Origin of the sequence: Halobellus litoreus (assembly GCF_024464595.1) — an archaeon.
Taxonomy (GTDB): Archaea; Halobacteriota; Halobacteria; order Halobacteriales; family Haloferacaceae; genus Haloquadratum; species Haloquadratum litoreum.
The window spans coordinates 1-19928 of record NZ_JANHAW010000003.1 but is presented as its reverse complement, the minus strand read 5'-3'; the positions used below and the strand labels follow the sequence as shown (position 1 = coordinate 19928).

23 protein-coding genes and 2 pseudogenes are annotated in these 19928 nt (G+C 59.3%); 12 read left to right on the top strand and 13 right to left on the bottom strand.

The genetic code is table 11. The features are described from left to right. Positions 1-933 precede the first annotated feature (933 nt). Both NO360_RS18990 and NO360_RS14580 read left to right on the top strand, forming a co-directional pair. Positions 934-1638, top strand: coding sequence for a CPBP family intramembrane glutamic endopeptidase (locus tag NO360_RS18990; RefSeq protein WP_256308571.1), 705 nt, complete (start codon positions 934-936; stop codon positions 1636-1638). A 182-nt stretch (positions 1639-1820) separates the two neighbouring features. Continuing rightward, complete coding sequence (locus tag NO360_RS14580) at positions 1821-2747, top strand: CPBP family intramembrane glutamic endopeptidase (RefSeq protein ID WP_256308570.1); 927 nt, start codon at positions 1821-1823, stop codon at positions 2745-2747. 139 nt (positions 2748-2886) lie between these two features. Here the strand turns inward: NO360_RS14580 and NO360_RS14575 are convergent, their stop codons facing one another. The 4 genes from NO360_RS14575 to NO360_RS14560 form a co-directional block, all read right to left on the bottom strand. Then, positions 2887-3729 carry a CPBP family glutamic-type intramembrane protease gene (locus tag NO360_RS14575; RefSeq protein WP_256308569.1) on the bottom strand — a complete coding sequence of 281 codons (843 nt, stop codon included), beginning with the start codon at positions 3727-3729 and terminating at the stop codon, positions 2887-2889. A 157-nt stretch (positions 3730-3886) separates the two neighbouring features. Then, the gene (locus NO360_RS14570; RefSeq protein ID WP_256308567.1) at positions 3887-4759 is read right to left on the bottom strand and encodes a CPBP family intramembrane glutamic endopeptidase; all 873 of its coding nucleotides are present in this window, start codon (positions 4757-4759) and stop codon (positions 3887-3889) included. A gap of 4 nt (positions 4760-4763) precedes the next feature. Beyond that, positions 4764-5660 (bottom strand): CPBP family intramembrane glutamic endopeptidase, encoded by an 897-nt coding sequence (locus tag NO360_RS14565; RefSeq protein ID WP_256308566.1) that lies wholly within the window; start codon positions 5658-5660, stop codon positions 4764-4766. A 6-nt stretch (positions 5661-5666) separates the two neighbouring features. Beyond that, complete coding sequence (locus NO360_RS14560) at positions 5667-6404, bottom strand: sensor domain-containing protein (protein ID WP_256308565.1); 738 nt, start codon at positions 6402-6404, stop codon at positions 5667-5669. Positions 6405-6508: 104 nt separating this feature from the next. Between NO360_RS14560 and NO360_RS14555 the strand changes: the two genes are divergently transcribed. The 4 genes from NO360_RS14555 to NO360_RS14540 all read left to right on the top strand — a co-directional run bounded on the left by NO360_RS14555 (position 6509) and on the right by NO360_RS14540 (position 10481). Beyond that, positions 6509-6907 carry a DUF5518 domain-containing protein gene (locus NO360_RS14555; protein ID WP_256308564.1) on the top strand — a complete coding sequence of 133 codons (399 nt, stop codon included), beginning with the start codon at positions 6509-6511 and terminating at the stop codon, positions 6905-6907. A gap of 110 nt (positions 6908-7017) precedes the next feature. Then, positions 7018-7818 (top strand): CPBP family intramembrane glutamic endopeptidase, encoded by an 801-nt coding sequence (locus NO360_RS14550; protein WP_256308563.1) that lies wholly within the window; start codon positions 7018-7020, stop codon positions 7816-7818. A gap of 7 nt (positions 7819-7825) precedes the next feature. After that, on the top strand, positions 7826-8650 hold the full coding sequence (locus NO360_RS14545; protein WP_256308562.1) for a CPBP family intramembrane glutamic endopeptidase: 825 nt from the start codon (positions 7826-7828) through the stop codon (positions 8648-8650). Positions 8651-8780: 130 nt separating this feature from the next. Further along, positions 8781-10481, top strand: a complete 1701-nt coding sequence (locus NO360_RS14540; protein ID WP_390282130.1) for a transposase — start codon at positions 8781-8783, stop codon at positions 10479-10481. Between the two features lie 240 nt (positions 10482-10721). Here the strand turns inward: NO360_RS14540 and NO360_RS14535 are convergent, their stop codons facing one another. Next, on the bottom strand, positions 10722-11099 hold the full coding sequence (locus NO360_RS14535; RefSeq protein ID WP_256308560.1) for a DUF7970 domain-containing protein: 378 nt from the start codon (positions 11097-11099) through the stop codon (positions 10722-10724). Beyond that, positions 11096-11971 (bottom strand): ParA family protein, encoded by an 876-nt coding sequence (locus tag NO360_RS14530; protein ID WP_256308559.1) that lies wholly within the window; start codon positions 11969-11971, stop codon positions 11096-11098. The genes NO360_RS14535 and NO360_RS14530 overlap by 4 nt, the downstream gene beginning before the upstream one ends. Before the next feature lie 545 nt (positions 11972-12516). On the opposite strand from NO360_RS14530, the gene NO360_RS14525 reads away from it, so the two are divergent. Beyond that, a complete protein-coding gene (locus tag NO360_RS14525) occupies positions 12517-13170 on the top strand; it encodes an AIM24 family protein (RefSeq protein WP_256308558.1) in 654 nt (217 codons plus the stop codon). 338 nt (positions 13171-13508) lie between these two features. Beyond that, entirely contained in the window at positions 13509-14378 is an 870-nt protein-coding gene (locus NO360_RS14520) for a CPBP family intramembrane glutamic endopeptidase (RefSeq protein ID WP_256308557.1), read from the top strand. 183 nt (positions 14379-14561) lie between these two features. Here NO360_RS14520 and NO360_RS14515 read toward each other — a convergent pair whose 3' ends face one another. From NO360_RS14515 to NO360_RS14505, 3 genes are all read right to left on the bottom strand, one after another. Beyond that, entirely contained in the window at positions 14562-15449 is an 888-nt protein-coding gene (locus NO360_RS14515; RefSeq protein WP_256308556.1) for a type II CAAX endopeptidase family protein, read from the bottom strand. A 233-nt stretch (positions 15450-15682) separates the two neighbouring features. After that, positions 15683-15925, bottom strand: a complete 243-nt coding sequence (locus NO360_RS14510) for a hypothetical protein (RefSeq protein ID WP_256308555.1) — start codon at positions 15923-15925, stop codon at positions 15683-15685. Positions 15926-16125: 200 nt separating this feature from the next. Beyond that, entirely contained in the window at positions 16126-16290 is a 165-nt protein-coding gene (locus NO360_RS14505; protein WP_256308554.1) for a hypothetical protein, read from the bottom strand. On the opposite strand from NO360_RS14505, the pseudogene NO360_RS14500 reads away from it, so the two are divergent. Further along, a pseudogene (locus NO360_RS14500) lies at positions 16249-16446 on the top strand (transcriptional regulator TrmB); the annotation flags it as partial. The gene NO360_RS14505 and the pseudogene NO360_RS14500 sit on opposite strands and share 42 nt — an antisense overlap. Before the next feature lie 72 nt (positions 16447-16518). Here the strand turns inward: NO360_RS14500 and NO360_RS14495 are convergent. Next, positions 16519-16953: pseudogene (locus NO360_RS14495) on the bottom strand (PIN domain-containing protein). Positions 16954-16971: 18 nt separating this feature from the next. Beyond that, positions 16972-17205 (bottom strand): AbrB/MazE/SpoVT family DNA-binding domain-containing protein, encoded by a 234-nt coding sequence (locus NO360_RS14490; protein ID WP_256308553.1) that lies wholly within the window; start codon positions 17203-17205, stop codon positions 16972-16974. A 32-nt stretch (positions 17206-17237) separates the two neighbouring features. Between NO360_RS14490 and NO360_RS14485 the strand changes: the two genes are divergently transcribed. Both NO360_RS14485 and NO360_RS14480 read left to right on the top strand, forming a co-directional pair. Further along, positions 17238-17915, top strand: coding sequence for a hypothetical protein (locus tag NO360_RS14485; RefSeq protein ID WP_256308552.1), 678 nt, complete (start codon positions 17238-17240; stop codon positions 17913-17915). Between the two features lie 125 nt (positions 17916-18040). Further along, complete coding sequence (locus NO360_RS14480) at positions 18041-18592, top strand: hypothetical protein (protein WP_256308551.1); 552 nt, start codon at positions 18041-18043, stop codon at positions 18590-18592. Here the strand turns inward: NO360_RS14480 and NO360_RS14475 are convergent, their stop codons facing one another. Then, complete coding sequence (locus NO360_RS14475; RefSeq protein ID WP_256308550.1) at positions 18593-19099, bottom strand: GbsR/MarR family transcriptional regulator; 507 nt, start codon at positions 19097-19099, stop codon at positions 18593-18595. A 144-nt stretch (positions 19100-19243) separates the two neighbouring features. Here NO360_RS14475 and NO360_RS14470 point away from each other — a divergent pair, with 144 nt between their 5' ends. Next, entirely contained in the window at positions 19244-19588 is a 345-nt protein-coding gene (locus tag NO360_RS14470) for an ArsR/SmtB family transcription factor (protein WP_256308549.1), read from the top strand. A 63-nt stretch (positions 19589-19651) separates the two neighbouring features. On the opposite strand, the gene NO360_RS14465 is transcribed toward NO360_RS14470, so the two are convergent. Next, positions 19652-19928 (bottom strand): zinc-binding dehydrogenase (locus NO360_RS14465; protein WP_256308548.1); only part of this gene is annotated, 277 nt, incomplete at its 5' end.

Genomic DNA, 19928 nt, shown 5'->3' with positions numbered 1-19928 from the left:
GTTCAACGGAACCGTCCGTGGGTAGATGGACAGTTCCCACGAGGAGAAGAGCCGGCCCAGGACTCGAGCACCATCGACACGAGCCTGCAAGCCTCAAGGGCAAATGCATTCGAAAGGCGAGTGTGCTTCTTGTTATCTAAGGAATCGTAACCTAACGGTGAGACAGTGCGGATAGGAAGTAGCAGACGTGTTCATCCATCTCAACGTTCAAGTTCCGGAACCCCTGCACTCAGGCTGACGAAGCCCGTGACACGATTTTCGAGTCGGGATGTGACTCCATACAGGCTGCGCCACTGGTTGCATTGTCGACGAGAATCACGCGAGACGTATTCCACTCCGACTTGTTCGGCGACCGCCTCCGAGTAATCTGCTAACCGAAGGACGTCTCGTGCCCGCTATGTTCAGTCGGGACATTGGTCCGAGTGAACACGGACCAGGCGTTACAGGCTATGGGGGAGAGTCGAAACCGAAATGCGTTCCTCGGGTGGAAATTACTCTCAACGCCTATGCATTGCGAAAGTAACCCTCATTTCTCCGATGATGCTGGTAGTTGAGACTGGCCGTCTCAATGCATACGGTCTTCGACTTCCTTGTGGTCAGGTCTAGTGGTAGCCATCCCATCATCTGCCATCAGACGGATGGCTGTTTGAACCGCCGCCTCAAGCAGGAGTCGTCTTCGTCGTGTGGGATCCCCGTAATGAGCACGGTCCGGAGGCCACCAGTAGTCCTACTGAACAAGTGGGACCGCGATCTGTTCTCTAGTCGTGTCAGTGTCCATCCGAGAGGGCCGCGTAGGTACTCCGTTCCCAGCCGCCGAGATTGATCCTGATACTTTACGGATATTATAACATATGTTCATATATGTCCACTGAAAGCACCACCGAACCACACAGAGAAGGTCGATTCCAACGGTTTGACCCTCGACTTCTCGCTGTGCTCGTCGCGCTCGGACTCCTGTTCGTTGCCATCGTGGGCCAATCGCTGCTTACTGGTGTTATCGGCGCAGCAACTCTGTCCGCGGTCGGACTCACGCTCGCTGACCCGACGGCGATCGTCGTAATCGTGGTCTTCAATCAACTCGCACTGATCGGTATCGGGGCAGTGTATCTGACTCGCCGGCTCGACGGGATTCCGTTCCGTAAGCCCTCGAAGAACGGCGTCCAGTGGCTGGTTGGAGGGCTCGTCATGATGTTCGTCGTATATGGACTACAGACCCTCGTCTATTCAGCGACAGGACTCGAGAACCCACCTGACGCGCTCGCTCAAGCCGGGGCTGCAGAGCCGTGGGTGCTCCTTGCGATGGCAGTCGTCGCGATCGTCTTCGTCGGTCCGGGCGAAGAACTCTTCTATCGTGGTGCGATTCAGGGCCGATTGCGTCGCGCTTTCGGGCCCACCGGGGCAATCGCCCTCGCGTCACTCCTGTTTGCCGCAGTGCACATACCCAACTACCTCCTCGGAAACGTGAGTCTCCTCGCGCCCGGTGTTCTGTTCAATCTCGGGCTCATCGTGGTCATCGGAGCCATCATCGGGGCTGTCTACGAGTACACAGAGAATCTGCTGATCCCGATCCTCATTCACGGACTCTACGACGCGATCATCTTGGTCGGCGTATACAGTGGTATCGCACCGTATCTCTGAAATTGCGGACATACAACGACTTCTCGATACCACTGCTTGCCGATCTCGAAAGGAACCATCCGAGAGTGCGGACCCGATGTTCATGTAGACGCGGCCTGCCGAATGGTACCTCTCCGTATCGTGTTCTCAGAAGTCGGGACCTGTAGCCGCGATTTAGTAGCGAAGCTACACTATCTCTGGATATGACCTCCCTGGATAACTCACTGACAGACTCCCCCAGCAGCACCTGGAACGAGCCATCGACAGCTACACAACTGTCGTTTTCGCCCTCACTCCGGCCTGTTCTCGTGTTCTTTCTCGTTTCCACGCTTGCCGTGCCTGTGCTGTTCCTCCTGGCCGATCCGCGGTTGCCACGGACGCCGTTCTGGAGCAGGCTCTTTACCGCAACGGCGATCACGAGTGTCGCGGTGTTTGCATGGGGAGTGCTCCGCTGGGAGGGGGTCTCTGCAGCGGACATCGGACTTGATCGTGAACGCGTCGTCTCGGGCGTCGTCCTGGTTGTCGCCATCTGGCTCGTCATCAATGTTGTTTCGTACGCGCTCCTAGCGTTCCGCGGCGATGCGGTGGCGCTGGGGTTGCCCGCGAGTCCGACGAACGGACTCCCCGTGGGTGCTCCAGCCAGCCAAGTCGTCGGGATGGCAGTCACGCTGTGGATCTTCGTCGGCATCGCCGAGGAGTTCGCCTTCCGGGGCTACCTCCAGAACAAGGTCGTTGCCATGCTCGGTGGCGGAACCGACCGCGTCCACATGGCGGTCGGCATCCTGGGTGCCTCCGTGCTCTTCGCGCTCTGGCACATCCCGCAGATGGTTGTCGTCAGAGGGATTGTGGGTCCGGAGATACTCCTGTCACTTCTGGCTATAACGGTTTATACGGTCGTCCTCGGAACGCTCTACGAACTCAGCCGAAATCTCGTGTTCGTCGGGCTCCTCCACGGCACGTTCGACCTCAACCCGATCTTCGTGGTCGGCGAGGCCGGGGAGCCGATGACCGATCTCTGGGTGCTGGTCTATCCACTGATCATCGTCGCCCTTCTGCTCTACCGGCGGTGGGCCAAGGACGCCCGGCCGACGGACTTCCGGCCACAGACGACGGGTACCGCAAGCGACTAAGCCCGGAATCCTCTCCTCACTCGTTCGGCGACGGATCGAAACGGACGTGTCTGACTGCGTCCCGGATTCGCTGCTCGTGAGTACGCTTCCGGGATTCGGAATCATAGTCTCCACGTGCTGTTAGACGGAAGCGATGGGCTCAGTGAGAGAGACTCCACGAGAACCCAAGTCGATTGGCAACTCGATCGGAGAGGAATACGATGACGACGATGATCGTCGCAGCGACGACAAGTAGTCCGGACTCGCCGACCCACGTCGTCGCCAGCGCGCCGCTCGAAAACGTGTCGAACGGCCCCTGAATGACGGCATTCCACGCGGAGTGACCCAGTATCGCCGGCCAGATACTCCCGGTTTCCAGCGTCCACGCCGACCAGAGCACTGTCAGTGACACGGCCACGACGACGAACAAGACCGCCGAGAGCATCCGGGAGCGTCCCGCAGCGTACTGTCCAGTCAGAATCGCGGGGACGTGCCAGCAGCCCCATAGAACGCCCCCCGTCAGAATCGGGGCTGGTACCCCGGCGGTGACCAGCCGAGAGGTCATGTATCCCCGCCATCCGATCTCCTCGCCTGCTGCTGAGATAACACCGACGACAGCTCCGATCGTCGCGGCAAAGAGCAGATCGCCAGCGAATGCCGACAGCGGGTCCGACGTTCCTACCGGAGCAGCAAACTCGACGAGACCGACTCCCCAGGCTGCACCGTACGCGATGGCGCCGACGACAAACGGGAACAGTATCGCCTGGAGTACCCGAACGACCACCTGGCGACGCCTCAGTCGAAACGACAGGTCATCGAACCCCTCGCCGTTTCCGACGCGTGCGACGACCGAGGCGATTGCTGGCGTCCACATGAGTGGGAGGATGTACTCGAGTTGCTGTTCGATGGGGGTCCCAGCACTGATGATCAGATACAGGAGCGGGACCGATACCAGGAGGACCACACCGAAATAGAGGAGGAGCCCCCGGCGAGCAGTATGCACTTCTTCGGACGTCGGTGTGTCGTGAGTGTGGGTTGAATTCATGAGGTGATGGTGAAACTGCGAAGCATCTTGCCGTGCGATACGCGATGCGCTGCCGAACGAGTGGACGACGGTTCCCTCCATGCCCCAATCCTCAGCGCTCCGTCCTGCCAGGTGGTCATCGACTCACCCCTAGTTGCCGTTGCGGGGAGAACTCGGGGGCGTTCTTCCCGCTCGCCCACCGCCGGTAGTACCATGCCGTGAGGACGAGAACCGGAATGCCCACGACCAACGCGAGTTCGGAAACTGGGGCCCCTGCCACGACGATCGGCTGCCAGTTGAACGTCCCGTGCAGGACGCCGACGAACACGACGTTGCGTGTGTACTCGTAGAGCACCCCGAGGACGAGCCCCAGAAGGACGATCCCCAGTAACGACTGGGCGATGGCAACCGGCGACGTGACGCCGCCGATCAAGACCCGCTGGGGGATGTGGATGAGGGCAAACAGCAACACACCGGCGAAGATCGCGCCGGCCTTTCTGATTCGATTGTTACTGCCACCGAATAGCGCGATGACCTTGTTCTGGAGGTAGCCCCGGAACGCGAATTCCTCGGCCATCCCGTTGAACGCGAGATACGCGATCCCGGCGACAGCCCACATCCCGGCCGACGCGTATTCGTCCGAGAGTTCGATGCTGATGGCCTCACCGGAGACCAACACCGTTCCGGCACCGACGGCGTTGAGCAGCACGTAGAGCCCGAGGACGGCGAGTACGCCCGGGAGGATGTGCTCCCGACCGAGCCCCACGGCCCGAGCGGTGACCCCGTCGAGCCGGAGAGCGATCCAGCCTACCCCAGCGATGACGGCGAACGTCGCCGACAGGACGACGAAGAAGCCGAACCGGCTCTCGAGGTGTGGGTAAATCGCGAGTGGGACGACCACGATGATCAGCCCCGTCACACCGAGCAACAGCGCCGGTGGTCCCAACCGTCGCTCGAACTCGATCGACGATTCCCCGTCGGCGGATCGGGAGGTGGAATATAGTGTCATGGTGTTAGTCCGTCAGGTGTGGGCGTCTCGCTTCGTCGCCATCCGGGACATGACGTGCCCCCGCCTGTGCGGCGCCGGCGACGTCACCACGAGCGAGGCTCCGCCAGCCGAACGCCAGCAAGAGCACGCCGACGAGGACCGCCCACGCCACGAAGCGGGCGAGTTCGCCGGTCGGCGTGAATATCCCCTCGACGGGGTAGAGTCCCTGTCCTGCGTTCACGCCGGCGTGGAACACCATCGTGAGCAGGACGCTGCCCCTGGTGCTATTGTACAGCAGGGTCGCGACGATCGAGATGCCGATCACGATGACCGCGTAGATGGGCAGGTCGACCGCCCAGCCGGTGACGCCGCGTTCGATGATACCAGCAGGTGCGTGCCAGACAGCCCAGACGACGCCGATGATGAGACTCGAGACGAGGGCGCTGTATCGCTCTTGCAGGTAGGGAAGCGCGAACCCCCGCCAGCCGAGTTCCTCGTTGCCCCCGCCCCAGATGAAGATGTTCAGATACGCCAGCGGGATGGACGCGAGCGGATTGACCTCGCCCCAGTTCAATTCTCCACCGAGCAGGAGGTGGACCCCTGCCATGAGGGCGTACAGAACCAGCGGGAGGCCGAGTGCGGCGAGCCACCAGCGCGGTGCGACGCGCCACCGAAGTGCCTGTGAGAACCAGCTCTTCAGGCTCCCGCCAGTCAGGTACGTCACGATGGCGGCCGAGATGGGCGGTCCGAAACTCCCGGCGACGAGCACGAGGATAGCGGTCGTGTTATACGCCATCCACCCTCGATCGATCGCAGTCAGTACCGGAAACCAGATCCCCCAGGTGATCGCGTAGGCACCGACGAAGAACGCGAGGACCCGATGCTCCTCAATCCGCTTGCGAACCGAATGTAGACTACGCATGATAGTTCACAACCCCTCGTCGTCTACCTGGAGGAGGTTGGCGGTGTACCGGGCGTGGAATCGGGCGAGGCTGTTCAGGAGGTTGAGCGCGACAAACAGGAACACGACACCGACGACGGAAGCCACGAGTGCCTCCGGGAACGTGTCGACGACCCACGGCCCAACGGTGTAGTCGCCGTCGACGACCATCCCACTGATCCCGAGGACCACGTCCGGATCGTCGTAGATGAACGGGGCTGCCAGGAACGCACCCGTAACCGCACCACTGACGGTGAGTGCGACGAACGAGAGCAGTCCGAACCCGAACTTCGCGAGGACGAGGACGACACTCGTCCAGGTTGTCCGGGCCGTTACGAGTCGTTTGACAGCGTCGACGAACCCGTTCCCCGGGAAGACGAGTCCGTCAGAGACATCGAACTCTGCGAGGAACGTCGGTACCGAGGCGTTCACGTCACCGAGATATCTGGCCAGCGCGGCTTCGAAGCCAGCGACAGCCGTCGCAGCAAAGAGCGTCACGAGGAGAATCGGCAGCCCGATCCACGTGATAAGCAACCCCACGCCGAGCGCCACGCCGAAGACGAGACTGACGAAGTACACGAGTCCGAGCGGGAACGCGAGGGCGAGATACAGGAGGTTCTTGTACGTCTGTACCTGGAGAGGAGCACCGAGGCTTCGCCGAATGGTCGTAGAGAGCGTAGACTCAGCGGCTCCCGATGACTGGCTGGAGGCGGGATTCGAGGCCATCACGTATGGATATGTAAATCCAAATTATATTAGTTCAGAAGGTGGTTCTCAGCCCACTGGAACAGGGAGTGCACTCTATTTTGTTGCCAGTTCGATCATCTAGCATGGTCGAACGAAGCGAACTCAAGAATGCAGCCATCGGCGCAGTGGTAACGATCGTCCTCTCGTTCACGGGCTTCTCCGCACTGCTCGGTGGGGGGATTGCGGGCTATCTACAGAAGGTACCTCCGAAGCGCGGTGCGAAGACCGGTGCCATCTCCGGCGGGATTGCGGTTGTCCCGATACTCCTCGTGCTCGTTCTGGGCTTCGGGCTCTTCCTTTTGCAGCCATCGGCGCTGGGGGTTCCCGGAGGCGTGGAACTCGCCATTATCCTGTTGGTCATGTTCCCGCTGCTGTTCGCCTGGATCATCGGATTGAGCGCGGTCGGCGGCTACGTGGGCGCGTACCTCTACTCGAACGCACAGTCGACGAGCCGTGAATCGGGCACTCCGAGAGAGCAATAAGCACGTTAGTGGGGGTGTTTCTGATGAAAAACACTGGTCTGGATTCACACAACGTCGAACCTCTCGCGTTCCGAGGCGGGCTCACGCTTCTGGGGGCGTTTATCGCGTTCATGGCGATCTTCCTCGCTGGCTGGACCGCCTACGTCACACCGACACTCCAGCAAGTGTTCGGGTTGTCATCGACCGATCCGTGGCGGGTCGTCCTCAACGTGTTTCCCGGGGCGATCATGCTGGGTGTCGGGTACGGCGTCCTCCGCTTGGAAGGCATCCGTGCTCGGGGCGTCGGCTTCTCGTGGCCGCACGCTCGGTCGGGGACGGTCTGGTTCGCCGGCATCATCATCGTGCTGAACGTGCTTCTCCTCTTGGTCGCAGTCGTAACCGGGGGCCAGCTCTCGTGGAGCTACTCAGATCTAACACCCATCTTGATCATCGTATATGCCCTCATCAACTGGGTCTTCGTTGGAATCGCCGAGGAACTGGTCGCCCGAGCCTACCTGCAAACCAAACTGATTGCGCTCCTCGGCGGTGGACAGAGCCGCTTCAGGAAAGCCCTCGCGATCGTCGTCGCCGCAGTGTTGTTTGCCCTCTGGCACGTCCCGCAGCGACTCTTAGTCGCCGGACTCGATGTCTCCCAGCTCCCCGTGAATCTCCTTCTGTTGCTCGTGGCAGGGCTCGTCTTTGGAGTCCTCTACGAGACGACCCGGAACGTGATATTTGTCGGACTGCTGCACGGTGCGTACAACTTCGCGCCGATCGTGGCTAACGTTCGGTATGCTTCCGAGGGATCGGCAGATATCCAGTTCCTTTTGCTCCTCGCCGTGGCTGGCCCTGTCGCAATCGGGGTCTGGGGATACTACCGGTGGGCACACGACCATCGAACGAGCGACTTCCGACCACCGGTCGCTGGGTGAACAACTCATGTCCCGGATTTCGACGTTCGCGCGCCGGTACCCGATCCCCGCGTACGCTGCCACCGCGTACACGTTTTCTTGGGTGGCGTGGGGGTTGCAGTACCTCCAACCCGACCCGATGGGACCCGTCGGTACCCTTCTGTTCCTGATCGGCGGATTGGGGCCGCTAGTTGCAGGAGTGATCGTCGCCCTGCTCGTCGGTTCGTTTGACGGGTTCCGAGACCGTTTGTTCCGCTGGCGTGTCTCACCTGTCTGGTATGTTGTCTCGATTGGGGGCCCACTCGTCGGTCTCGTCACCCTCGTCGCCATTGACTCGGTACTCTCCGACGGTCAGTTTCGACTCACTGGACTCCACCCACTCACCACCCTTCCTGGTGCCATCTTGATCGGCCTCGTGCTCGGTGGACTCGAAGAACCCGGGTGGCGCGGGTTCGCCCAGGCGCGTCTTCAGAAACGGCATAACGCGCTTGTCGCAAGCGGTATCGTCGCGGTCATGTGGGTGGTGTGGCATCTCCCGCTGTTCGTACTTCCGGGAACGTCCCAGTCGGAGTTCTCGTTCGTTCCGTTTGCCGTGATGGGCCTAACGCTCGCAATCATATTCGCGTGGCTATTCAACAGTGCTGGCGGTAGCGTCCCGGTCGTAGTCCTCGCTCATGGTGCATTTAACGGCGCACTCGGGTGGTCGGGATTGCTTGAAACCGGCAATCAGTCACTGGCTGTCTTGATTGTCGGGCTCGGACTAATCTCGGTCGCGCTGGTGTTCGTCTCCGGCCCCTCAACGCTCTCGACCGATCCAGAATCGCGCTCGGAACCGTCGAATCCAGTACGATGAAACGTCCCCTCGATCTCATCGAACCGGGCGTTGGCACGGGCGCCGCAAGGGTCGGCCATCTCAACGACGGTACTGGGACCTTCCCGAATGGTGAGCGCAGAGTCGCGAGTTTTTGTAGACGAACTCTTGAATGTGTCTGGGCTACCTTTCGGCAGTGGTTGCGACTTACGAGTCTCAACGCAGTGTCTTCCGACGAATCGCCCGCCGTCAGCACGTTGACTGGCCAGCGTACGAGTCGACTCCACTGTACGACCAGAGCTCACTGACGGCGCTCAGTGAGGATTTCCGGACCGTCTCGGGAATCTGGTTCGAACACAGCGCTCACGACTCGGTCGAGGCGTTCGTCTGTCAGTATCCACTTTCCTACGTGGAGTTCAATCCTCACGACCAATATTCCGGTCCAACTCGATATGAGATGCCACAGCTCTTCAGGGCATTCCTGCTGAAAGAAGTGTACGGCTGGGACCACGAAACAGCGGTCGTCGACCATCTCCGGCAGCACTCAGAAACCCGTCGCTCGCTCGGGTTCGATACCATCCCCGATCAGTCCACACTCTGGCGGAGTTGGAACAAGCGCTTCAGTGCCGACCTCTGTGAGACAGTCGAGACGGCGGCTCGAACGATCCTCATCAAAGCCCAGAACGCAGGTGTCGCGGTTCCCCGTGACCCGGAACAGAAGCTCCAGTACCATGACGACGAGTCTGTTGAGACCGATCGGAACGACCAGACTGTTTTGGAAGAAGCAGCGAAGATCAGCGATCACGTCAGTCGCGTTGTCTTTCCAGCATTCTCGCTGGACCGTGGCGAGGGCTGTGAGATCCACGAGAACGCGTACTGGGACTTACAAACGTATCTCGGACTTCGCGAGGGGCTGGCTGCCAACGAGGGGGCTCGCAGCTTCGTCTACGAGTCGACGCGTGACCGGACACCGCTAGGACATGCCCACCGAGAGCATCTTCGTGACCTGTCGATCGCACAGATTCGCCAGATGTACCGACAGGCGGTGACTCAACTGCTGGAAGAAGTCGCGGAGACGGAGGAGTTCTTCCGAGCCGGGATCATCGCGATCGACATCACCGAAGCAGATCCCTTCACGGGAGATAGAACGGGCCATGAGGACGAGATCATCGGGACGAAAGAGAAGACCGACGAGTACGCCTACCAGTGGGCGACGGTGCAGTTGGTCGGCAATGCAGTTCCGCTCGTCCTTGATGCCCGCCCGGTACGAAAAGGGGAGTCACGCAAGGAGATCGTTGAGGACTTGCTCGATTCGGCTGAAGAGCTCGTCCACGTCGATAACGTGCTGATGGACCGGGAATTCGACAGCCAGCACGTCCTGGAGATGATCAGTCAGCGTGGGCTGTCGTATGTCGTTCCAAAGCGGATGCAGACGAGCGAGAAGGCCCAGGCCAAGCGATTGCTCCGACGGGATCAGAATCGGTACGAGACCGACCGGAAGCTGCACCTCGGCAAGAACGAGTGGCACGAGACGACGCTCATCTACCGCCGGAAAGAGAACTCCGAGCATGACGATCACCGGCAGTACTCAGTGTTCATGACGAATAGAGGGAGTGGCCACCTTACTGAGTATGGCTACCGGTGGGAAATCGAGAGCGGCTACAGGTCGATCAAGCGGTTCATGGCCGCCACGACGTCGAAGGATTTTGCACTGCGGTTCTTCTACTTCGTGTTCGCGTGTCTGCTGTACTCGATCTGGCGAGCCGTGGATCTGCTCGTGCAGGTCGCATTGACCGACGAGTACGAGCATTCGCCGATCGTGACGGCCGACAATACACTCACGCTGCTGAAGAAGGAGACCGGGATCGGGTAGATAGCTACTCAGTCCGGGCTAACGCCGATTTTCTGAGTGGCAACGCTGTCGGCACTCCCAGAAATCCCCTGGTATAGTTGAACGTATGATAGGAGAGGGCGCTTGAGAGACGATCCGAAGCAGTTTCTGATCGCGGATTCGGTTGAAACCACGCATCACAGTCCCGCTATCCCCGGTGTAGTCTCAACTTCCAATGATGCCGCTCGATATAGCAAATAATGATTTATGAGCTGTAAACGACTACTCGAACGTCATTCCGTACCCCCACTCCTCCAGTTGTTCCTCGACCGCTCCGCGGTGCTGGAGGCCGACCATCACGAGCGCCTCCCGGAGGTCGGTCAGGGAGACGTCGTCGTCGAAGTGGTCCTCGAGATCTCGGAGCGCCTCCCGCTCTGCGGTCTTCGTCTCCGGCTGGAGAAAGAGCGGGACGCGACTCCGCCCGTCCTGGACCCCGTCGCGCCGAAACTTGTACGGAATCTGCATCGGCTGTCGCGACGCGGACTGGTCGTCCGCCTCTGACGTCTGGTCGTCGGTCTCCTCGTCGGCGGCCGGTTCCTCCGGCGTCTCGTTGTCGTCCGCGAAGGGGTTCTCCCCGGCGCCTTGTTTCATCCCCGTCATGCGGTCATCACCTCGTGGTCGACGTCGCCCGGTTCAGGGGGGTTCGGTGCCTCGAGTCCGACCTCTCGTTCTAAATGTCTGGCTAACCGATCGAACTGCGCCAAGGTCTCGATCTCGTAGTCGCGTCGCCGGTCGCGGTGTTCACGAACGTACTCGAACGCCGAGCACTGTTGCATCCAGCAACCCTCCATCAGCGACGCTCGCTCGCCGACGACTTCCGGGATCGGATACTCGATCGCCTCGAGTATCGATCGCTGATCCCGCGTGTTCTTGAACCCCATCGGGATCGCGGCGAGGACGCCGACCTCGACGTCGAGTTGCTCTTCGAAGCCCGCGACGAGTTCCTCTAGCCCTTCGACGGCGGCCTGCCCCTTCGCGCTCGGTTCGATCGGAATGACGAGCGATCGGGTGGCGTTGATCGCGTTGTACAGGTGTGGTCCCTCCGTCGCCGGCGGATCACAGATCAACACGTCGTACTGATCGGGGACCCCCGCTTCCCGGAGGACTCGCAAGAGTTGTGCGTGGACGCCGAAGGCCTCTCCCATCGCTTCGGCCTGTTCCTTCTCCCGCTGGAGGTACTCTGCGAGGTCCGAGAGCATATTGTGTTCGGGGATGATGTCGACTCCTTCGACGGTCCGAATCAAGTCCCCGAAGTCCCCTTTCGGTCGCCGAATCAAGTGTCTGACGAGGTTGTCGACCGGTTCGGTTCGGTCGTCGTCGACGCCGAACAGGCGCGAGAGGTCGCCGTCCTGGGGGTCCAGCGGAACGACCAGCGGGTCGAGTCCCGCCCTGGCGTGTGCGACCGCGAGGTTCGCCGCCGTCGTGGTCTTTCCGACCCCGCCGGCCTCACTGTAGGTGGAGTACGCGAGCATTGTCGTGTTCAACGGATTCCTCCACCTTGAATGTTCGCTGGATTCGTTCCCCAGATGGTGAAATGATTTGATGTATGTGCTGTATCTAACGACTACAACCAAAAAACAATATCAATGAACACAACTAATGAATGTATAGAATGAATACAGCCAAGCAACACAAGTAATGGATGTGTTTAATGAAGGTTGGTAACGGATACAAACAATGGTTGTGTGGGATGACCTGGATCAGTTGGTTGATTTCGTGGGTAGAACGCCGCTGCACACTGAGGATAGACAAACCTCACAAGCAGTGAATGTACCTAATGAACACACGCGGTGAATGTATTCCATTAATGTATTCTATGGATGAATCTAATGAATGCATTGATTTCCTGGATCTCGTGGTTTAATTCTCCGATTAGGCGACCCAGTGAAACGGAAAACAATTCACGGACCGGACGTCGTTGGGCGCAAGTCGACGGGTCGTCGAGACAGACCCGTACTTTCATTTAAGCGAAGCGTGAACTGTGATCCGAGTCGCCCTGAACCGACTCAGTACCACGATGAACGTCCAAGAGTTCAAGTCCCAACACGTCCCCACGGAGTCAGACGAACCGTTCCAACTGGAAAACAGCTATACCCTCGACGTGGCGGTCGACGGGTCGGTGATGGCGAAAGCCGGATCGATGGTCGCATTTACCGGTGATCTCTCGTTTACCGGCCGTGCCTCCGCCGAGGGCGGGATCACCGGCTTTCTCAAGGAAGCCGCAACCGGCGAAGGCACGCCCGTGATGGAGGTCGAAGGAAGCGGACACGTCTACCTCGCCGACAGTCAGAAGAAGGTCCAGGTGCTCGAACTCGGAGCCGAGGATTCGATCACGGTCAACGGCGAAGACGTCCTTGCATTCGACTCCGACGTGAACTACGAGATCAGCACGATCGATAGTCTCGCCGGTTCGTTCGCCGGCGGGTTCACGAACGTCTTCCTCCAGGGTCCCGGATACGTGGCGATCACCACTCACGGGGATCCCATCGTGCTGGAACCGCCCGTCGCGACCGATCCGAGCGCAACGGTCGCTTGGAGCGACACCTCCCCGAACGTCCAGGTGAACCGCAGTCTCTCGGATATGGTCGGCCAGGAGTCCGGGGAGCGGTACCAGATGAACTTCGAGGGGACGGACGGCTTCGTGGTCGTCCAGCCGTACGAGGAACTGTAGTTCGATTCCGACGACGGGTGGCGATGCCGTCGGCATCTCGTCGCCTGTCGGTTCGATTTCTTCGGCGATCGCTATGCACCACGACGATCCAGAGTACCCCATCGCGGTACTGAGTAACCTCTCAACGATCGATCAGACGCGTGTCTTCGGTCGACTTCAGACTGCAGTTCTGGACGAGTTCTACTGATGGTGCGCCATCAGTGGAAGCGGGCCGTCAACTGCCGAGCGTTCGTAGGGGTGGCCGCTTTCTTCCTGCGGTCGCGTCGAGCGTGATCGTCGATTCTCGTCATAGGGGAATCTAAACAGCGTTCATATGAAAATAGATACATCATCCCACTATGGTCCTCGACATCCGCGGACGAATCAGCGAACATCCCGTCGCGACGTTTTTCGTGGTCGCGTACGTCCTCTCGTGGACGGCGTGGTCGCCACTGGTCTTTGCGGAGTGGTGGGTGACGTGGTCGCCGCTGATCCTCGTAGACGACCTCCAAACGATGGTGTTCATTATGCTCGGGGGGTTCGGCCCGCTCGTCGCCGCAGCCCTCGTCACGTGGGCCATCGGTGACAGCGTCCGCGAGTGGGCAGGCCAGCTCCTCCGGTGGAACGTGTCGCTCCGCTACTGGGCGTTCGCTCTGCTCTTTCCCGCCGTTGCAGTCGTCACCGCGAGTGCCATACACATCATCGTTTTCGATGGCCGGTTCGACCCCGAATCGATGAGCACGTTGGTGCTCTATCCGGTTCTGTTCCTCCAGGTGTTCCTCGTCGGCGGTGGCAACGAGGAACTCGGGTGGCGCGGGTTCGCACTCCCACGCCTCCAGCGGTCGTACTCGGCGGCCGTCGCGAGCCTCCTCATCGGCGTGTGCTGGTTCGCCTGGCACCTCCCCCTGTTCTTGATCTCGGGGTCCTCACAGGCCGGCGTTCCGGTGTACTACTACGGCCTGGCGGTCGTCGCCCTCTCGGTCGTGTTCACGTGGCTCTACAACGAGACCGGCGGGAGCGTCCTGCTGCCGATGGTGCTCCACGCGTCGGTGAACACGGGCGGGATTCTCTACCTCGCCGGCGGCGGCGCTGCACTCCAGACGGAACTGCCGAACGCGCTCTACGCGGTCGTCTTCCTCCTCGCCGCGCTGGCTATCGTCGCAGCCTACGGTCCCGAGCGCCTCTCCGACGTGGAGGTCTCGACCAGACCGTCCGAAAGCCAGCGGTAACGTCGTTTCCACGGGGACGGCCTCCCGCGTTCCCCTCCGTTGATCTACCCGTGTAGTGGCCGAAACAATGCCGATCGCTCGCCGGACTCGCGGTCGATATCGGCTACCGAATCTCCGATCCGGAGCTCAGGGACTCGAAGTAGGTGGAAGTATGTGATCACGTGAGCGAGCCCGGCAGCCCCCCTACGGGCTGGAGGGGAGCGGGGGGTGGGGAACCTCGGCGGCGGCCGTCATAGTCTTCGCGCCCCAGACCGCGACGATCACCCCGGCGAGCACGAACCAGAGCCCGTAGTAGGCCGGGTCCGGAACCACGATGGTCTCGGCGGTGAAGTTCACCCACCCGTGCAGGACGACGATGCCGAGGATGCTGCGTTCCGTGTTGTTGTAGATCCACGTGAACGCGAACGAGAGCGCGACGACCCCGGCCATAAACAGCCAGAAGCCCGTGGTCGCGAACCCGACCGCGTCGTGTTGAAACGACCCCTCGATAAAGAACAGGGGAAGGTGCCAGAGGGCCCAGACGACCCCCAGAATCAAGCTCGCGCTCGCCGCCGACCGCTTCAGTTGCAGCCGGTCGAGTGCGTACCCTCGCCATCCCAGCTCTTCGAGGATCGGAGGCAAGGTCGCGAAGAACAACGCCGGAAGGATTGCGAGGGGGTTCACACCGAATTCGGTGACGCCTTCGCCCCACGCCAGCCCGGTTCCGCCGAGGAGGAGGTCCGCGATGCCGGCGAGAATACCGATACCTAGGGGCACCAGCAGGATCACCACGAACCATCGGAGTCCGACGCGCCGGGGATTGACGACGCGGTTCCAGAAGTCGGCCTGTCCGCGTTCGTCGTAGACGAGATAGACGAACGCGATACCGACCACGCCAGGGACAGCGAGACCGACGAGGAGTAATACGAGCCCGATGGCGCTGTCGAACCGCAGGCCCAGAGCGATGGCCGGCAGCCAGAAGAGCCACGTTCCTCCCACCGCGACGGCGAGATACACCCACCAACGTCCGATACCGTCGGACGTCTTCTCGATATCGCCCTGTGAACGTCCGTGTGAGGCCGATTCATCCATATCTCTGTGTACGTGTGATGGTGGGGTAAACCTGCAGGGTAGTTCTCGGCGGAGAGGACAAACGAATCAGTCGATGCTACACACTTCCTCGACCCTGGACCGTCGGATCGGTTCCTAGCCCATTGACTTTCTCAACCGACATAGGCAATGTGTCCAGTAGCCAGTGTCTAGCAGTTATCCGACCAACTCCCTTGTCGCCGGTCACTACCACGGTTCGAGTGGTCCACCTGACGTCATTTGTGGGCCGCCACGTATCGGTCGTGGACGGCGCAGACAGCAATAGCGAGCAGTGCGGCACCGATTCCGGCGATGCCGACCGGCCCCACGAGGAGGTTGCCCGGACCGGTGAGATAGACCAGATAAACCGACGCCACAGCGTTGAACGAACCGCGGAGCAGCGTCGTGGCGAGGACAGATCTCGCACGGACGGTCAGGTAGGTGAACAGCGAGGAGGCAGCGACCGTCCAGCCGGTCATCACGACGATCCCCGCGACCGATGCGTCGGGGAAGTTGTGCCCCTGGACAACGAGCGAGCCCGCTAATCGCTGGCGTGACGATGGCCTGGCTCACGGGCGGCACGGAACGCGTCCGCGACATCGGTCGACGACTGGTCGACGTTTGACGGATCGCCCCGAAGTGGTGGCTAGTCGTCCTCCTGTTCTGGCCAGTCTTCGACCTACTCACGGCTGGGGCGGCTCTGGCCCTCGGCGTGACGAACCGTCCCATCGATATCGGCACGGAGGTCTTGGCCGACCTCGGGGCGTTCGGGTTCGTGGTACTGCTTTCGCTCGTCCTCCCGGCGGTCGAACTCTACCGGGTCCTCTTCGGCCAGCACTCCCACATCGACTTCCTCGAGCTTCTGACCGCCAAGGCACTCGAGGTGTTGTACTACATCGACCAGCAGCGAACCGTCTCCGAGATCGCCAACCGGAGCGACAATCACCGCAACACGGTCAACCGCGTCCTCAAGCAGTCTCGTGACCGTGGTCTCGTCGGGCGGCCGACGGCCACTAGGAGGTCTGACTCTGCTGAGACCGAACGTCGTCGCCAGCTGTGGTGTCAGCCAGCGTCAGTTCGGATCGTAGAGGATTCGTTACTGTATCGAGCCCATAGACATCCTCGACAGCGTCAAAACCGTCGTCAAACGTATACTGGTAGCCGAACTCCTCGGTTTGCATATACGCGACACTGCAGGCGTCAACGAAGGAGAGGGTTCGGGTTGGCGAAAGAGGGCCTTTCCTGTCGCGAGGGCGTCGGTGGTGAGTGAGTCGATGTGGAAGCGGTCGTTTTCTTCGATGCGATCGAGGAGATCTATGGCTGTGTCGTGGCCGGCGTGGGTCGTGAGGCCGTTGAGGGTTTCTGCGAGAACGTAGTCGAGGACGACTGCCTCTGGGAGCGTTCCATCGTCGATGCCGTGCAGCACGGTAAGCGCGGCATTATGAGATCCATCCCGCTGGTATGCGGCGGCAAAGAGGACTGTCGTATCGATGAGTGAACGAGGCATTTACTCGACGTCGATGCCTCAGGCGTCGTGATCGCTCGTTACATCGGTCGATTCCTCACCAGCGTAGCCGTCGAAGTCGGCGAACGTGCCTGTTTGCTGTTGGATGACTTGGACCCGTATGCTTCCGTCGTCCTCGAGATGCCAACGGAGCTGATCGCTGTCGTCGATCCCGAGTTCACGCCGAATCCGGGTAGGGATATTTGCTTGGTTTCCAGACACCTTGCTTTCGCCGTCGATTCTGTCGCTGCTCATACATTAAATATGAGCGTCAGAATCCGTGATGTATGGTCCCTGATACTGTTCGAACTGCCGGCGAACGGCTCACAGTTCGCCACATCCTCTCGTTGGCTGCGTTCTTAGTAATCATCTATGGAGTGACACGCGAACTTGACGTCGTGATCGGTGCCACGGTCGGTCTTGCCGTTCTCGAAGCTGTAGCAGTTCTTCGAGAGACACCATCTGTTGCTGATCGCTGGATCCAACTCGGAATCGGAGGGTTCGTCTCACTCGCTAGTGTCGGATGGCTCGCCTACGAACTGACAGTTACCGCTAATAGTAGTGGCCCAGCTTGGTTCCCGGTGCTAATGTTTCTTGGTGGTGTCTATTTTCTCGCTGATGCACGCAACGATACCCGTGGCAAATATACTGGCTCGACAGCCGACGAGATGAGTTCCAGCGATGTGATGCTAGTATTGAACCATACTCACCTCATCACAGAGGAACTGAAGACCGGACCGAAAACCATCGACGAGTTGGCTGAGAGTTGTGATCTCACAATATCCCGCGTCGAAGAAGCAGTAGAGATCGCCTCTGATGAAGGCCTCATCTATCAAGTGACCAGTGAGGGACCAGATGACACAGTTCGCTATGCACTTGATGAGTCACAGCTTGGAGGGATTGCGTTCATTCGATCGAATGGGAAACGTCTCGCTCAACGGGTGCTAGAACCCTTCCGTTCCTAGAGGAGAACTCTGACCTTGACGCGTGATGCTACTCCTTCTGCAGGGCAGGCAACTGGGATGCCAAGCTGTTTTGTTGGAAGCCCTACATCGAAGTTACTTTCCTGATCCAATTGATGGTACGTATAATGGCCACGTATGAAGCGTTTGACCAGGGCGTAGAGGTGAAGGGTCAAACAGTATTATCAATCGTCGAAGAGGCAATGGGGCGCTTCTCCGAAGCGTATCAGGAACGAGCGATCCAAGCGCTTGCTACTGAAGGGATTACCGACCCCGAACCCGATGAATGGTATCCTCAACAAACGTGGTTGAATGCATTCGAGACGATCGCTGAAGAACTCCAGCCGCACGTCCTCGATCGGCTTGGCGAACAACTTCCGGAAGTCGCCATGTGGCCGAATGATTTCGATACCGTTTCTCAGGGGCTGCAGTCAATCGATAACGCCTATCAACAGAATCATCGGGGTGGTGAGATCGGTTACTACGAGTTCGAACAGACCGATAACCGAACCGGCGAAATTATATGTTATAACCCGTATCCCTGCTTATTCGACCGAGGACTCATCCGTGGTGTTGCCAGGCAGTACGCATCCGTTGATGCGTTCGTCTTTATTGAGGAAACAGGAAAGACGTGTCGTCGTGAGGGAGACGATACCTGTGTATACACTGTGTACTGGTAACTACCGATCGTAGGATTCGAGGGCTTCGCGGAGTTCTGCGGCAGTGAAACTTGATGCGAGGGTGACGATTTCCTGCAGATCTTCATAGGTTTGTTGTAGTTTTTCAATCTGTTCAGTCTCGGTTTCGCTATCCTCGGGTAGTTGTGCTTGCGCACGTTGAATCGTTCGGAGCGTCGTTTGGATCTCCCGTTGGACGTACTGTTGGAACACGTCCTGCAGAATGAACCAGATCTCGCGCTCAGCCGAATACTGAACACGTCGTCCACCCCCTTCAGAGGAACGACGGTGGATGAGCCCGATCCGCGTTAACGTTCGGGTGACGTTGCTGATTGTCGATTTCGCGTAACCGGTTTCTTCCACGAGATCCGGGATCGAGAGTGGTTCTTTAGAAAAGTATAAAACGCCATAGATACGGCCTGCACTCCGGCTGAGACCGTAAACCTCGGCCGACTGCTCCATCGACTCAATGATACGCTCGCGTGCAACGGTACGATCGTCCTCATTCATAGATACTTGATTTCTCTTCTACCTGATGGGAAGTTTGTTGAGTCATACTTTTCTTGTGGATTTCGCAAGCATTAAATTGTTTGATTCGTTTATTCGGAGTGTACCGAACAAACCAAACGTAACCAACCAGAAATCACCTAACCTATGGCAAGCGCCCTTCCACACCAACCCCCAGTCAATCACGCTCCACGCGAACAAACTAATATCACCGTAAACCGAAATACACCGACAGACGTGCTGAAAGTTCTTTCTTCAGAGACAGCGCAAGCGATTTTGGGGACGCTCAAATCAGAACCCAGAACCACATCGGAGATCGCCGAGTCAGTCGATCAATCAGTACAGAACGTCTCATACCATCTTGATCGACTCTGCGACGCGGAACTCATCACGCCGATTGAAACGTGGTACTCGGAAAAAGGTCGAGAGATGACTGTCTACGGACTGACCACAGAGCAGCTCGTCGTCCAATTCCACGAGACCACCGAATGAGCTCTCTGTTTTTCCAATTCAGGTAACCCCAGTAAGGACAGTTACCACGTGAACCTCGAATGTCTACACGACGACGACTTTTCCGGTAGCACGACCTGCTTCGATATCTTGAATGGCCGCTGGCACCTCGCCCAAGTGATACTGCCGGTCGATGACGGCCTCGATATCACCGGATTCGAGGAGCTCCATCACGAATGCTAAATCCTCCTGGGTGGGGTTGAGCATGAAGGTACGGAACCGTTGTTCGCCCGTCATAGAGAGCATTGGGCCCGCGAGGAGTGCGGTCACGAATCGTCGCGTGGGTCCTCCAACGAAGACGTACCGTCCCGTCGGGCGAAGG

Excerpts from the sequence above, each read along its gene's own strand:
- NO360_RS14470 (WP_256308549.1), top strand. The coding sequence starts at position 19,244 with ATGGCAAGCGCCCTTCCACACCAACCCCCAGTCAATCACGCTCCACGC.
- NO360_RS14490 (WP_256308553.1), bottom strand. The coding sequence starts at position 17,205 with ATGAGCAGCGACAGAATCGACGGCGAAAGCAAGGTGTCTGGAAACCAA.
- NO360_RS14525 (WP_256308558.1), top strand. The coding sequence starts at position 12,517 with ATGAACGTCCAAGAGTTCAAGTCCCAACACGTCCCCACGGAGTCAGAC.
- NO360_RS14555 (WP_256308564.1), top strand. The coding sequence starts at position 6,509 with ATGGTCGAACGAAGCGAACTCAAGAATGCAGCCATCGGCGCAGTGGTA.
- NO360_RS14580 (WP_256308570.1), top strand. The coding sequence starts at position 1,821 with ATGACCTCCCTGGATAACTCACTGACAGACTCCCCCAGCAGCACCTGG.
- NO360_RS14535 (WP_256308560.1), bottom strand. The coding sequence starts at position 11,099 with ATGACGGGGATGAAACAAGGCGCCGGGGAGAACCCCTTCGCGGACGAC.
- NO360_RS14510 (WP_256308555.1), bottom strand. The coding sequence starts at position 15,925 with ATGACCGGCTGGACGGTCGCTGCCTCCTCGCTGTTCACCTACCTGACC.
- NO360_RS14570 (WP_256308567.1), bottom strand. The coding sequence starts at position 4,759 with ATGACACTATATTCCACCTCCCGATCCGCCGACGGGGAATCGTCGATC.
- NO360_RS14540 (WP_390282130.1), top strand. The coding sequence starts at position 8,781 with ATGTGTCTGGGCTACCTTTCGGCAGTGGTTGCGACTTACGAGTCTCAA.
- NO360_RS14485 (WP_256308552.1), top strand. The coding sequence starts at position 17,238 with ATGGTCCCTGATACTGTTCGAACTGCCGGCGAACGGCTCACAGTTCGC.
- NO360_RS14565 (WP_256308566.1), bottom strand. The coding sequence starts at position 5,660 with ATGCGTAGTCTACATTCGGTTCGCAAGCGGATTGAGGAGCATCGGGTC.
- NO360_RS14515 (WP_256308556.1), bottom strand. The coding sequence starts at position 15,449 with ATGGATGAATCGGCCTCACACGGACGTTCACAGGGCGATATCGAGAAG.
- NO360_RS14545 (WP_256308562.1), top strand. The coding sequence starts at position 7,826 with ATGTCCCGGATTTCGACGTTCGCGCGCCGGTACCCGATCCCCGCGTAC.
- NO360_RS14520 (WP_256308557.1), top strand. The coding sequence starts at position 13,509 with ATGGTCCTCGACATCCGCGGACGAATCAGCGAACATCCCGTCGCGACG.
- NO360_RS14480 (WP_256308551.1), top strand. The coding sequence starts at position 18,041 with ATGGCCACGTATGAAGCGTTTGACCAGGGCGTAGAGGTGAAGGGTCAA.
- NO360_RS14530 (WP_256308559.1), bottom strand. The coding sequence starts at position 11,971 with ATGCTCGCGTACTCCACCTACAGTGAGGCCGGCGGGGTCGGAAAGACC.
- NO360_RS14475 (WP_256308550.1), bottom strand. The coding sequence starts at position 19,099 with ATGAATGAGGACGATCGTACCGTTGCACGCGAGCGTATCATTGAGTCG.
- NO360_RS14560 (WP_256308565.1), bottom strand. The coding sequence starts at position 6,404 with ATGGCCTCGAATCCCGCCTCCAGCCAGTCATCGGGAGCCGCTGAGTCT.
- NO360_RS14550 (WP_256308563.1), top strand. The coding sequence starts at position 7,018 with ATGGCGATCTTCCTCGCTGGCTGGACCGCCTACGTCACACCGACACTC.